This is a genomic window from Faecalicatena orotica (assembly GCF_003149245.1).
Classification (GTDB): domain Bacteria; phylum Bacillota; class Clostridia; order Lachnospirales; family Lachnospiraceae; genus Faecalicatena_A; species Faecalicatena_A orotica.
Map to the genome: position 1 here is coordinate 836,815 of NZ_QGDL01000001.1, position 13,644 is coordinate 850,458.

The 13,644-nt window shown below is 48.3% G+C and carries 11 protein-coding genes; 7 read left to right on the forward strand and 4 right to left on the reverse strand.

The window, feature by feature from the left end; translation table 11 throughout:
- Positions 1 to 61: 61 nt before the first annotated feature.
- The gene (gene ygfK / locus A8806_RS03625) at positions 62 to 3,055 is read right to left on the reverse strand and encodes a putative selenate reductase subunit YgfK (RefSeq protein ID WP_109729769.1); all 2,994 of its coding nucleotides are present in this window, start codon (positions 3,053 to 3,055) and stop codon (positions 62 to 64) included.
- Positions 3,056 to 3,127: 72 nt separating this feature from the next.
- Entirely contained in the window at positions 3,128 to 4,459 is a 1,332-nt protein-coding gene (gene ssnA, locus A8806_RS03630) for a putative aminohydrolase SsnA (protein ID WP_109729770.1), read from the reverse strand.
- A gap of 336 nt (positions 4,460 to 4,795) precedes the next feature.
- Here ssnA and A8806_RS03635 point away from each other — a divergent pair, with 336 nt between their 5' ends.
- From A8806_RS03635 to A8806_RS03665, 7 genes are all read left to right on the forward strand, one after another.
- Positions 4,796 to 5,443 (forward strand): helix-turn-helix transcriptional regulator, encoded by a 648-nt coding sequence (locus A8806_RS03635; RefSeq protein ID WP_109729865.1) that lies wholly within the window; start codon positions 4,796 to 4,798, stop codon positions 5,441 to 5,443.
- A gap of 74 nt (positions 5,444 to 5,517) precedes the next feature.
- On the forward strand, positions 5,518 to 6,723 hold the full coding sequence (gene dpaL, locus A8806_RS03640; RefSeq protein WP_109729771.1) for a diaminopropionate ammonia-lyase: 1,206 nt from the start codon (positions 5,518 to 5,520) through the stop codon (positions 6,721 to 6,723).
- Positions 6,724 to 6,781: 58 nt separating this feature from the next.
- Positions 6,782 to 8,092, forward strand: coding sequence for a YgeY family selenium metabolism-linked hydrolase (locus A8806_RS03645; protein ID WP_109729772.1), 1,311 nt, complete (start codon positions 6,782 to 6,784; stop codon positions 8,090 to 8,092).
- 70 nt (positions 8,093 to 8,162) lie between these two features.
- Complete coding sequence (gene ygeW, locus A8806_RS03650) at positions 8,163 to 9,356, forward strand: knotted carbamoyltransferase YgeW (protein ID WP_109729773.1); 1,194 nt, start codon at positions 8,163 to 8,165, stop codon at positions 9,354 to 9,356.
- Positions 9,357 to 9,416: 60 nt separating this feature from the next.
- The gene (locus A8806_RS03655; protein WP_109729774.1) at positions 9,417 to 9,797 is read left to right on the forward strand and encodes a RidA family protein; all 381 of its coding nucleotides are present in this window, start codon (positions 9,417 to 9,419) and stop codon (positions 9,795 to 9,797) included.
- A gap of 45 nt (positions 9,798 to 9,842) precedes the next feature.
- Positions 9,843 to 10,790 (forward strand): carbamate kinase, encoded by a 948-nt coding sequence (gene arcC / locus A8806_RS03660; RefSeq protein WP_109729866.1) that lies wholly within the window; start codon positions 9,843 to 9,845, stop codon positions 10,788 to 10,790.
- Positions 10,791 to 10,804: 14 nt separating this feature from the next.
- A complete protein-coding gene (locus A8806_RS03665) occupies positions 10,805 to 12,160 on the forward strand; it encodes a uracil-xanthine permease family protein (RefSeq protein WP_109729775.1) in 1,356 nt (451 codons plus the stop codon).
- Between the two features lie 85 nt (positions 12,161 to 12,245).
- On the opposite strand, the gene xdhC is transcribed toward A8806_RS03665, so the two are convergent.
- Complete coding sequence (gene xdhC / locus A8806_RS03670) at positions 12,246 to 12,737, reverse strand: xanthine dehydrogenase subunit XdhC (RefSeq protein ID WP_109729776.1); 492 nt, start codon at positions 12,735 to 12,737, stop codon at positions 12,246 to 12,248.
- The gene (gene xdhB / locus A8806_RS03675; RefSeq protein WP_109729867.1) at positions 12,730 to 13,617 is read right to left on the reverse strand and encodes a xanthine dehydrogenase subunit XdhB; all 888 of its coding nucleotides are present in this window, start codon (positions 13,615 to 13,617) and stop codon (positions 12,730 to 12,732) included. The genes xdhC and xdhB overlap by 8 nt, the downstream gene beginning before the upstream one ends.
- Positions 13,618 to 13,644 lie beyond the last annotated feature (27 nt).

Genomic DNA, 13,644 nt, shown 5'->3' on the forward strand with positions numbered 1-13,644 from the left:
TCTTTCTGTCATTGCACTTTTGTTTCCTGTTGATTATGCCGTATACCGTCCCTGCTTATTTTTATACAAGCAGGTAGGGGTATTCACGAATGACTGTTTCGATCAGATTCTGAAGTCCTTCCGGAAGCTTTGTCTCTTCTCCCTTAGTCCATGTGAAGGTCTCTCCAAGATATCTGACTTTGCAGCTTACCTTTTCTTCATCTAATACAGTGAAGCCCTGATTTTTGCTGTCTTCCATGTCTTTTTCTGATGCAAATAATGTAAATTTATCCAGATATGGTGCGCTGTCATATGGGCAGAAGCTTCTGCAGTTGCCGCATTCGTTGCACATGTAATCTACGTGGATAATCTGGTGTTTTTCCATTCCCGGAACCCGTATGGAGAGGTTCGCACGGTTTGGACAGACTTCTGCACAATTCTCACAGATGCTGGAGCATCCAAGGCAGCGCCCGGTCTCTTTTGTGCCTTCCTCTGTTTCCTTGAGGACACCTCTTCTTGCATAAACCTTTGCCTCATCTGCCTGTTTATCAAAGTCTCTTGTAAGTGTCTTTCCGATGATGGCTTCGGCTGCTTTCTTTCCGTCCCGGATTCCTTCCACAACTGTAGCCGGCCCGCCTAACGCGTCTCCCGCAATATAGACATCTGCCTGGTTCGTCTCACATGTTTCTTCATTTACAAGGGCTTTCCCGCGCTCATTTACATGGATTCCATTTGCCTGATAGAAGTCTGAAGGTACTTTTTCACCGACTGCAACGATCACTGTGTCCGCCGGTACCTCGCGGATTTCTTCGGTCTCCACGACACCACGTCTTCCCGATGCATCGAAATCACCGAGTTTCATCACTTTGCATGTCAGCATTCCGTCTGATAGTTTCACCGGTGCAAGCAGTTCCTTGAAATCCACACCGTCTTCCACTGCCATCAGTAATTCTTCCTCATCGGCCGGCATGTAGCGTTTTGTCCTTCTGTATACAAGGGAAACATTTTCTACGCCCTTCGTGCGTTTCGCCGCCCTTGCAGTATCCATTGCCGTATTTCCGCCGCCGATAACAACTACATTTTTCCCGATATCGAGGCGTCCGTTTGTGTCTTTAAATTGTGCAAGGAATTCGAGCGCATTAACGGTCTCTCCCTCTTCCAGCTTCAGGGTTCCCGGTACAGACGCGCCGACTGCCAGCACTACGGCTGTATAGCCCTTTTCCTTTAATTCCTGTACACTTTCGATTCTGACATTATAGCGGATTTCCACACCTGCTGCTTCCAGAATCGCAGCATCTTTATCGATTGCCACGCCGGCAATCCTGAACTCGGGTATTACATGGCGTACGACTCCGCCCAGGGAATCGGTCTGTTCAAATAAGGTCACTTCCATGCCGCCGCGTCTTAAGAAATAAGCTGCTGCCATTCCTGCCGGACCGCCGCCGACGACTGCTGCTTTCCCTTTTTCCGTCACGTTCACAGGAGTCACTGTTCTCAGCCAGTCTGCATAGCCGTTTTCAGCAGCCTCCAGTTTCATTGCGCGGATATGTACGGGTTCCTCATAGAAATTACGGGTACATTTGCTCATACAATTGTGTGCACAGATTGTTCCTGTAATAAACGGGAGCGGGTTTTTCTCTGTGATGACACGCATTGCTTCTTCATATTCACCTGCACTGACTAACTGCAGATATGTTGTGATATCCTGGTGGATCGGGCATCCTTCCTTGCAAGGTGCTACAAAACAGTCCAGAAGAGGTACCTGCTGTTTCATTTTGCGGGACGGCAGCGGTTTTACGGCTTTCAGGTGGTGGGAGCTTACTTTTGCCTCCTCTGCGAGGATTTTTGCCGCTTTAGCGCTGACGCCTGTAAATACGTCGTTTTCTTTCTCCAGTATCTGTGCGATCTGGGACATTCTCTGGTATCCGCCCGGTTTCAGCAGCGTTGTTGCCACGGTTACCGGCCAGATTCCCGCATCTACGATTCCCCTGATATTATAGAAGTCCGCACCGCCGGAATAGGAAATTCTCAGTTTTCCGTCAAATTCCTCTGCCAGCCTGGCCGCCAGTGAGATGGACAGTGGGTACAAGGATTTACCGGACATATACATCTCTTCACTTGGAAGTTCGTTCTGCTTTACATCAACCGGGAACGTATTCGTGATCTTCACTCCAAATTCCAGACCGCACTCTGCACAGACATCCATCAGGCGGGTGAGCATCGGCACTGCATCTTCGTACTGAAGGTCATCTTTGAAATGGAAGTCGCCGAACGCGATGTAATCGTATCCCATCTCATCCATCGTCTTTCTTGCGAATTCGTATCCTAATAATGTAGGGTTACATTTGATAAAGGTGTGGAACCCTTTTTCCGTAATCAGGTACATGGCGATCTTCTCGATCTCCTGCGGCGGGCAGCCGTGGAGCGTGGAGATGGTCACGGAATTACAGATTTCTGACTGGATTGACTCAATGTCTTCCTTCGTCACTTTTTTAAACCGGTCTGCATGGTCCAGCAGATACTGCCTGCATGACTGGAATACTTCGGAATCCTTCGCATCCTTCATCGTATTCAGGAACTGGTCGATCTTCGGAGACTGAATCCCCTGCAGGTCGTAACCCACACTGATATTAAACTGGAATCCGTCCATACTTCCCAGATCATATTCCTTTGCCATAACTTTCAGAAGGAACCATGCCTTGATATACTCTTCCATTGCCTGCGGGACATACAGCTCTGTTGACCACTCGCAGTTATAGCACTCATCATCCGCTTTGATACATGGTTTGCTTACACATGCAGAAAGCTCCGCGCCGTCCATAATCTGCACGGTCTTCAGTTCAAAGAAACGGCTGCCCGTATAATAAGCGGCCACAATATTCTGAGTCAGCTGGGTATGCGGTCCCGCCGCCGGTCCCACCGGTGTCTCCAGCGGACGTCCAAAAATGGTCCTGTTAAACTTCGCATCCGCCTTATACGCATCATGCTCTCCGAATACAGTACCGTATTTCTCATGCTCTGTCATAATCCAATCCAATAACTGCCCGAAAGACATCGGGGTCATAATATCACTCATCTGTAAAAACCTCCTATATAATCTGAATATTCTGAAAATGGGGGTGCAAAGGGGTCAGACCCCTTTGAAAAACTACCCATTAATTCGCTTCCAAAGGGCTCCTGACGCTTCCTGGCAGTCAGCCATTACTTTTTCTTCATCGATCCCCTGCAGTTCACGGTCCTTCATCAGGACTTTTCCGTTTGCAACTGTTGTAACAACTTTGCTTCCGTTCATCCCGAACAGGATGTGTCCGTTTGCGTTATCTGCCCCGAGTGGTGTCAGCGGATTGTAATCTACAATGATGACATCCCCGGCTGCGCCTTCTTTCAGGACGCCGAGCTCCTGTTTGAAGTAGCGGTTTGCGATCTTCGCATTATTGTAAAAAAGCATCTGCGGTACTTCTCCCCATGCTGCATTCGCGTCACAGAGGTGGTGCTTGTGCAGGACATTGGCAACTTTGAAGGATTCTGTCATATCGTGGGTGTATCCGTCGGTTCCGAGTCCTGTCAGTATCCCGCGGTGCACCAGTTCCATTGTCGGAGGGCATCCGCAGGCGTTGCCCATATTGGATTCCGGATTATGTACCACCATTGTATTTGTGTCCCTGATCAGGTCCATCTCATGTCCGTTGATATAGATACAGTGGCCGAGCAGTGTCTTCTCCCCAAGAATATCCCAGTCCATCAGACGGTCTACGATTCTCTTTCCGTAATGTTTCAGGCAGTGGTGCAGGTCCTCGATTCCTTCCGCTACATGGATGTGATAGCCTGCCCCGTCCGGTTTGTTTGCCGCCGCCAGTTCCATCGTCTCGTCAGAGATGGTAAACTGTGCATGCATTCCCATCATACCGGCTATCATGCCGCTGTCATCCTTCTGTGCATATCTGATGAATTCTGCATTCTCCATGACGGAATCTCTTGCCTTATCCTTCCCGTCCCTGTCCGAAATCTCATAGCACAGGCAGGAGCGCACGCCCGTCTCCTTCGCCGCCTTTTCAATATGAAAGAGCGAATCCCTGATGGAACCGAAACTCGCATGGTGGTCGAAGATCGTCGTGACACCATTCCTGATACAGTCAATATACGTTGCCATAGCACTTAAATATGTGTCCTGAAGTGTAAGGTTCCGGTCAATTGTCCACCACATGCCGTCCAGAATGTCAAGAAATCCTTTCGGATCATATCCCTTTACAGAAAGACCTCTCGCAAATGCGCTGTAGATATGTTCATGCGCATTGATAAATGCAGGCATGATCACCTTTCCCCCTGCATCAATAAAGTCCGCATCCGGATACGCTGCCCTGACTTCTTCAAGGCCCCCCACTTTCTGAATTGTGGTTCCCTCGATCGCCACGGCACCTTTCTCCAGAAACGGATTCTCCCCGTCTCGTGTGATTACCCTTCCATTTCCTAAAATCAGCATACTTTCTTCTCCTTTTCTTCTTTCATGAATTCTGTTGAAGCTGTCCAGGTATACAAATTCTACAAGGGTGTTACTTTCCTTGCACGTCGCACTATATTTTGTATATTTGTAAAAACAGCCCTTTCTTTTTCGAACAGATATTTTGGACTGCTTTTGTTGTCTATAGAATACCATTAATATAAGATAATTGCAATACAAATCCTAAATAATTTTTAGGCAACCTAAAAAATTTTTAGAAAAAGTATTGATTTATATTTTTTTTATGCTATGATGGGTTTAAGGGCGAGGTAATTCCTCAACCAGGAAGCAGCAAAATACGCGAAAGGAATGATGACTTTGAGCCAGAAATTAGAACTACTGAAACAGATCGCACACGGCCTGGCCGTACAGTTTGGCAGCTCCTGCGAGATTGTCATACACGATCTGAGAAAGAAAGAACTGGAAAGTTCCATCGTCTACATTGAGAACGGACACATTTCCAACAGAAAGTTAGGTGACGGTCCTTCCAGCGTCGTTTTGGAGACTCTGAGCCGGGACCCCTCACAGATCCAGGACCGTCTCTCTTATCTTACGAAAACGGATGACGGGCGTATTCTTAAATCAAGCACCATGTATATCAGGGACGAGGACAACACGATCGCATACATATTTTCCCTGAATTACGACATCACCGCACTGCTCACTATCGAAACTGCCATCCAGTCATTAATCAGCACCGACACAGAAAAAGAACAGGAAAATGAAAATAACCAGCCGCAAAAAATCACCCATAACGTGAATGAACTGCTCGACACGCTGATCGAACAGGCACTTTCACTCGTCGGCAAACCTGTTGCTTTGATGAACAAGGATGACAAAGTCGCAGTGGTGCAGTACCTCAACAATGCAGGTGCTTTCCTGATCACCAAATCCGGAGACAAGATTGCTTCTCTTTTAGGAATTTCAAAATTTACACTTTACAGCTATATGGATGCGGGCAAATAATCCTGCCACATCCCCGCACCAGAAGGCGGGAAACGGAACAGTCAACAGTTATTTATGAAGGAGGTTTTTCAAACATGGAAACAATCAAATGGGCAGTGAACCATATGCCTAAGACAGACGATGCACAGCTTAAGGTTATGGCACTTTCCGAGGTAGAAAAGGCGAGGGCTTTCCACGAAAGCTTTCCGCAGTACAGCATCACACCGCTTGCAAAGCTTGACAAGATGGCCGGAAGACTTGGCCTGAAAGAAGTTTATGTCAAAGACGAGTCCTACAGATTCGGACTGAATGCATTCAAAGTGCTTGGCGGCTCTTTCGCAATGGCACGCTACATAGCACAGCAGGTCGGTAAGGATGTCTCAGAACTTCCCTATCAGGTACTGACTTCTGAAGAATTGAAAAAAGAGTTCGGCCAGGCAACCTTCTTCACGGCAACAGACGGCAACCACGGACGCGGTGTCGCATGGGCCGCAAATAAACTGGGGCAGAAATCCGTTGTCCTGATGCCGAAGGGCACGACACAGACCCGCCTGAATAACATTCTTGCAGAAGGTGCACAGGCTACGATCGAAGAGTATAACTATGATGAATGTGTCCGTATGGCTGCCGCTATGGCTGCGAAAACGGAAAACGGGATCATGGTACAGGATACCGCATGGGACGGATACGAAGAGATCCCGGCATGGATCATGCAGGGATACGGGACAATGGCAATGGAGGCCAACGAACAGCTGCAGGAATATGGCTGTGAAAGACCGACACACGTGTTTATCCAGGCAGGCGTAGGTTCCCTCGCCGGAGCCGTTCAGGGATATTTTGCAAACCGTTATCCTGAGAACCCGCCGAAAGTGATCGTCGTGGAAGCCGAGGCTGCTGCCTGCCTCTATAAAGGAGCCGCATTAGGAGACGGAAGCATCCAGATCGTGGACGGTGATATGGTAACCATCATGGCCGGCCTTGCCTGCGGAGAACCGAACACAATCTCCTGGGATATTCTGAAGAACCACGTAGATACATTCATCGCTTCACCTGACTGGGTAGCTGCAAGGGGAATGCGTATGCTGGCAGCTCCTGTCAAAGGAGATACCCCTGTCACTTCAGGAGAATCGGGAGCAGCACCGTTCGGCACACTGGCATGCATCATGTGTATGGATGAATATAAAGAGTTAAGAGAACATCTCGGACTGGATGAGAATTCAAGAGTCCTCCTCTTCTCAACAGAGGGCGACACAGACCCTGAAAGATATGAATCTATTGTCTGGGGCGGAAACAACCGCTAAATAATAAGTTTAAACAATAAATCAATTATTTCTATAAATAAAAAAGGAGCGTATAAAAATGGATTTTAACAAGATCAAAGAAGCTGCACAAAACTATCAGGCGGACATGACAAAATTCTTACGGGACATCGTAAGAAACCCGGGCGAGAGCTGTGATGAGAAGGCTCACATCGAACGCATCGCCGAAGAGATGAGAAAACTCGAATTTGACAAAGTTGTCATCGACCCGCAGGGCAACGTTCTCGGATACATGGGAACAGGCGAAAAGATTATCGGATTCGATGCCCACATCGACACCGTGGGAATCGGAAATATTGACAACTGGACTTTCGATCCATATGAAGGATACGAAAATGATGAAGAAATTGGCGGACGCGGCGTTTCTGACCAGTGTGGCGGTATTGTTTCTGCAGTATATGGTGCAAAGATCATGAAAGACCTTGGCCTGTTAAGTGACAAATACACCGTACTCGTAACAGGAACTGTTCAGGAAGAAGACTGTGACGGCCTCTGCTGGCAGTACATCATCAACGAAGACAAAGTACGCCCTGAATTCGTCGTTTCCACAGAGCCTACAGACGGCGGCATTTACCGCGGACAGCGCGGACGTATGGAAATCCGTGTCGATGTCAAAGGTGTTTCCTGCCACGGTTCCGCACCAGAACGTGGTGACAATGCAATCTACAAGATGGCTGACATCCTCCAGGATGTACGTGCATTGAATGAGAATGATGCAGAAGACGGAACCGAAGTCAAAGGCCTCGTAAAGATGCTGGATGAAAAATACAATCCGCAGTGGAAAGAAGCACGCTTCCTTGGAAGAGGAACCGTCACAACATCCGAGATCTTCTTTACTTCCCCGAGCCGCTGTGCTGTTGCCGACTCCTGCTCCGTTTCACTCGACCGCCGCATGACAGCAGGCGAGACATGGGAAAGCTGTCTGGATGAGATCCGCGCACTCCCAAGTGTAAAGAAATACGGCGACGATGTCATCGTTTCCATGTATAACTATGACCGTCCTTCCTACACAGGATGCGTATATCCGATCGAGTGCTACTTCCCGACATGGGTAATCCCGGAAGACCATGCAGTAACAAAGGCACTGGAAGACGCTTATAAGAACCTCTACGGAGAGAGCAGAATTGGAAACGCCGAGACAGAGGCAATGAGAAAAGCACGACCTCTGACAGACAAATGGACATTCTCCACAAACGGCGTATCCATCATGGGAAGAAACGGCATTCCATGTATCGGTTTCGGACCTGGTGCAGAAGCACAGGCACATGCACCGAATGAGAAGACATGGAAACAGGATTTAGTTGTATGCGCTGCTGTATACGCTGCACTTCCGACACTTTACTGCAAATAATTTCAAAGGGGTCAGACCCTTTTGCCCATCAAATTCAGAATATTCTTAAAATTTAGGAGGATTTACTACTATGAAAACTTTACAGGATTATATCGACAAATTGAACGCGCTTAACTTCAAGGAAATGTACAACGGTGACTTTTTCCTCACATGGGAAAAGACAGATGACGAGCTCGAGGCTGTCTTCACAATCGCTGATGCACTTCGTTTTATGAGAGAGAACAATATCTCTACAAAGGTATTCGAGAGCGGGCTTGGAATCTCTCTATTCCGTGATAATTCTACACGTACACGCTTTTCTTTCGCTTCTGCCTGCAACCTGCTCGGTCTGGAGGTACAGGATTTAGACGAGGGGAAATCCCAGGTGGCTCACGGTGAGACTGTCCGTGAAACTGCAAACATGATCTCATTCATGGCTGATGTCATCGGTATCCGTGATGATATGTACATCGGCAAGGGAAATGCATATATGCATGAAGTTGTTGATTCTGTAACACAGGGAAATAAGGATGGCATTCTCGAGCAGAAACCTACCCTCGTTAACCTGCAGTGCGATATTGACCACCCGACACAGGCTATGGCCGACATGCTCCACATCATCCATGAATTCGGCGGTGTTGAGAACCTGAAAGGTAAGAAGCTTGCCATGACATGGGCATACTCTCCTTCTTATGGTAAACCGCTTTCTGTACCGCAGGGAATCATTGGCCTGATGACACGTTTCGGTATGGACGTTGTCCTTGCACATCCGGAAGGATATGAGGTATTCCCGGAAGTAGAAGCAGTTGCTGCAGACAATGCAAAGAAATCCGGCGGTACATTTACAAAGACAAACGACATGGCTGAGGCATTCAAGGACGCCGATATCGTTTATCCTAAGAGCTGGGCTCCATTCGCAGCTATGGAAAAACGTACAGAGCTTTACGGAAACGGTGATTTCGAAGGAATCGATAAACTGGAAAAAGAACTGCTTGCACAGAATGCAGAGCACAAAGACTGGGCATGTACAGAAGAACTGATGTCCACGACAAAAGACGGAAAAGCACTCTACATGCACTGCCTGCCCGCAGACATCACAGGCGTAAGCTGTGAGACCGGTGAGGTAGATGCAAGCGTATTTGACCGCTACAGAACCCCTCTTTATAAAGAAGCAAGCTTCAAACCATACATCATCGCTGCCATGATCTTCCTCGCAAAATTCGCTGATCCGGCTGAAGTATTAAAAAAACTGGAAGAAAAAAGCACCCCAAGAGTCTTTGAATAAGCCGTAAGCATTGTATTTATGGTATGATAAGAAAGAAAAAAAATTTAGGAGGTATTTGACATGTTAAATTATGTTGAAACAAAAAACGCACCAGCAGCAATCGGACCATATTCCCAGGGTATCGTAGTAAATGATATCGCATTCTTTTCCGGACAGATTCCGCTTTCTCCTGAAACCGGGAATGTCGTAGGCACAACGATCCAGGAGCAGACAGAGCAGGTTATGAAAAATATAGCCGCTTTACTGGAAAGCCAGAACGCTGAATTCAAAGATGTCGTAAAGACTACTTGTTTCCTCGCTGATATGGCAGACTTCGCAGCCTTCAACGAAATCTATGCAAAATATTTTGTCGGAAAACCAGCACGTTCCTGTGTCGCAGTAAAAGACCTGCCAAAGGGCGTTTTATGCGAAGTAGAGACAATCGCCTATATAGGAAAATAATTCTTTTTACATCATAGGTCGATGAAAAAATCGGAGGAAAAGAAAATGGCAAAAAAGAAACGGATTGTCATCGCCCTGGGGGGGAATGCACTCGGCAATACCCTCCCCGAGCAGATGGCTGCGGTAAAGATTACCGCACGTGCCATTGTAGACCTGATCGAAGAGGGCTGTGAAGTCGTGGTTGCCCACGGCAACGGCCCCCAGGTCGGAATGGTAAACAACGCAATGCTGGCACTGACCCACGAAGACCCGCAGCAGCCGAACACACCGCTGTCTGTCTGTGTGGCAATGAGTCAGGCATACATAGGATACGATCTGCAGAATGCCCTGCGCGAAGAGCTTCTGAACCGCAATATCGATAACATCCCTGTGGCAACAATGATCACACAGGTACGCGTGGATGAAGACGATCCGGCATTTGAAAATCCATCCAAGCCGATCGGACGTTTCTTATCAAAAGAACAGGCTGACAGCATGGCTGAAAAATATGACTACATCATGAAGGAAGATTCCGGACGCGGATACCGCCGTGTGGTAGCTTCCCCAAGACCTCAGGAAATCATCGAGATCGGGACGATCCGTACAATGGTAGAATCCGGTGACCTTGTCATCGCATGCGGAGGAGGCGGTATTCCTGTGACACGCCAGGGAAACCACCTGAAAGGCGCCAGCGCGGTTATCGATAAAGACTTTGCAAGCAGCCTTCTCGCACGCGAACTGGATGCAGATTTCCTCATTATACTGACAGCGGTAGAAAAAGTTGCTGTAAACTTCGGAAAGCCTGAAGTAAAATGGCTGGATCATATAACTGTAGATGAAGCAAAACAATATATGACTGAAGGCCATTTCGCACCCGGTTCTATGCTGCCAAAAGTACAGGCTGCCGTAGAATTCGCAGAATCAAAACCGGGCCGCCAGGCTCTGATCACCTTACTGGAAAAAGCCAAAGACGGAATCCAGGGCACAACAGGTACCAGAATCAGTCAGGCTTAAAGGGGGATTATAGCGTGAAAAAAGAAGTGACCCGCTCAACTATATTTGAACTAAACGGTGTGCCGAGCTTTAAACAGGCGTTTCCACTTGCCCTCCAGCATGTTGTCGCCATGATTGTAGGCTGTGTTACCCCGGCCATACTTGTTGCCGGGGTAGGCGGCCTCTCCGAGAAAGAATCCGTCATCCTCATACAGGCGGCTTTGATTGTATCGGCACTGTCCACACTGCTCCAGCTGTTCCCGATCTTCCGGACAAAATGGCTCGCCATCGGTTCCGGACTTCCAGTCATCATGGGCGTCAGTTTCGCATATCTGCCAAGCATGCAGTCCATTGCCTCGGATTTTGACATCCCGACCATATTAGGAGCACAGATCGTCGGCGGATGTGTGGCAATCCTTGTAGGAATTTTCATAAAGAAAATCCGCCGCTTTTTCCCGCCTCTGATCGCAGGAACTGTCGTTTTTACAATTGGCCTTTCCCTTTATCCGACTGCCATCAACTACATGGCCGGAGGAACCGGAAGCCCTGACTACGGCTCCTGGCAGAACTGGCTTGTAGCAATTATTACATTAATCATCGTAACCGTTTTAAACCACTATGGAAAAGGAATCTGGAAACTGGCATCTATCCTGATCGGTATCATCGGAGGATATATCGTCGCGCTGTTCTTTGGTATGGTAGACTTCACCGCCATCTCACAGGCATCTGCATTCCAGCTCCCAATGCCCCTGCACTTTGGGGTAAAGTTTGAAGTTTCCTCCTGCGTGGCAATAGGCCTGCTGTTTGCGATCAACTCCATTCAGGCAATCGGAGACTTCTCCGCAACAACAAGCGGCGGACTCAACCGTATGCCTTCAGACAATGAACTTCAGGGCGGTATCGTCGGCTATGGTATAACAAATATCCTCGGCGCCCTTTTAGGCGGGCTTCCGACTGCAACCTACAGCCAGAACGTAGGTATCGTGGCAACAACTAAGGTTGTCAACCGCTGTGTACTCGGCCTTGCAGCAGTCATTCTGCTTGTAGCCGGACTGATTCCGAAGTTCTCATCTGTCCTGACCACGATTCCATACTGCGTGCTCGGCGGAGCGACCGTATCCGTATTCGCATCCATCGCCATGACTGGTATGAAACTGATCACCTCAGAGAATATGTCCTACCGGAATACTTCCATCGTTGGACTAGCAGCCGCACTGGGAATGGGAATCTCTCAGGCGAACGGTGCACTCGCAACCTTCCCGGACTGGTTCGTTATGATCTTCGGAAAGTCACCGGTTGTTATCGCAACACTGCTGGCAGTACTGCTTAATATCATTCTTCCGAAGGATAAAGAAACACCACTGGAACCTGCACCGGCAGATGACAAATAATATCTCTCATGTTAAACAGCCCGCGGGCATAAAGAAACAGCCGAAAAAGGATGAAAAATTCCTTTTTCGGCTGCCTTTTTTTAAATCAGCGTCCCTCTAACCGTTTGTGCATCGTCTTTTCTACCGCATTGAGGATATTTTCATATCCTGTACATCTGCACAGGTGTCCGGACAGCAGTTTGCGCAGTTCATCTCTTGTATACTCTTTCCCGGATTCCAGTATCTCCACAGCGCTCATGATTACGCCGGGCGTACAGAATCCGCACTGTACAGCTGTCTCGTCGATGAATGCCTGCTGGATATCTGAAAGTTCCCCGTCCGGCCCCATAAGGCTTTCCAGTGTCCGGATTTCTTTTCCGTCTGCCCAGACTGCCAGATAGATACAGGAGTTAAAACATTCTCCGTCTATGATCACATTACAGGCCCCGCACTCTCCTACCTCGCAGCCTTTTTTGACACTGGTCAGGCGGTAGTCATTCCGCAGCATATCTGTCAGGGACGCCCTGACATCCACCATTGTTTCTCGTTTTTCACCGTTGATCGTGCATCTTACCAGCTTATACTGTATCTCACTCATGAATCACACCTCCCGCCAGTCTGACCGACTCTTTCAAGGCACGTTTGCATAAAACCTTTGCGATATGTTCCCGGAAGGCCTTACTTGCCCTCCAGCTGTCACGCGGGGTAACATCTTCGAGGACCGTATCCCCGATCTTCTCGATCGAATCTGCACTGACTAAAACTCCTCTTCCGGCCTCTTCTGCATGGACTGCACGCATTGGAACCGGTCCTGCAACGCCATATGCAATCCTGACGTCCTCCAGTATGCTCCTGTCATCTGAGAGTTTCACATTAACAGAGCATCCCAGTGTTGCAATATCCATTGCATTACGCATTGCATACTTGATATAGTGTCCGTAATATCCTTCATAAGATGCCTTTGGTATGAGAATCCCTGTCTGGATCTCTGCCGGCGCCAGTGCAACTTTACCCGCTTTGATGTAGAACTCGCGGATCGGCATTGTGCGGATTCCTTCCGGACCTGTCAGTTCTACGACGGCATCCCACGCAAACAGTGTAGCCGCTGAATCTGCGGAGGTCACCCCGTTGCATGTGTTTCCTCCGATTGTACCGATATTCCTGATCTGGGGCCCTCCTACCTTGTCTACTGCTTCCCCGAGCACATTGATATATTTCTGGATAACCGGGTCCTTCGTAATATGGGAAAAACTGGTCAGGGACCCGATCCGGATCGTCCCGTCTTCTTCCATTTTTACACCGCGCAGTTCATCCAGTCCATATATGCTGACCAGTTCCGCACCGGCACGCTTTCCTTCTCTCATCTGCACCAGGACATCACTTCCGCCGGCAATAATCTGGGCTTCTGGGTGTTCTTTAAGCAGCTGTATGGCATGAGGCACGCTTTCGGCCTCGTATAATGCTTTCATATCATACATGTTTTCTTTCCTCCCTTCCGGGGCATT

What these genes read in the sequence shown, in the direction of transcription:
- ygfK (WP_109729769.1), bottom strand. Translation starts at nt 3,055, where the DNA reads ATGAGTGATATTATGACCCCGATGTCTTTCGGGCAGTTATTGGATTGG.
- ssnA (WP_109729770.1), bottom strand. Translation starts at nt 4,459, where the DNA reads ATGCTGATTTTAGGAAATGGAAGGGTAATCACACGAGACGGGGAGAAT.
- dpaL (WP_109729771.1), top strand. Translation starts at nt 5,518, where the DNA reads ATGGAAACAATCAAATGGGCAGTGAACCATATGCCTAAGACAGACGAT.
- A8806_RS03645 (WP_109729772.1), top strand. Translation starts at nt 6,782, where the DNA reads ATGGATTTTAACAAGATCAAAGAAGCTGCACAAAACTATCAGGCGGAC.
- ygeW (WP_109729773.1), top strand. Translation starts at nt 8,163, where the DNA reads ATGAAAACTTTACAGGATTATATCGACAAATTGAACGCGCTTAACTTC.
- A8806_RS03655 (WP_109729774.1), top strand. Translation starts at nt 9,417, where the DNA reads ATGTTAAATTATGTTGAAACAAAAAACGCACCAGCAGCAATCGGACCA.
- arcC (WP_109729866.1), top strand. Translation starts at nt 9,843, where the DNA reads ATGGCAAAAAAGAAACGGATTGTCATCGCCCTGGGGGGGAATGCACTC.
- xdhC (WP_109729776.1), bottom strand. Translation starts at nt 12,737, where the DNA reads ATGAGTGAGATACAGTATAAGCTGGTAAGATGCACGATCAACGGTGAA.
- xdhB (WP_109729867.1), bottom strand. Translation starts at nt 13,617, where the DNA reads ATGTATGATATGAAAGCATTATACGAGGCCGAAAGCGTGCCTCATGCC.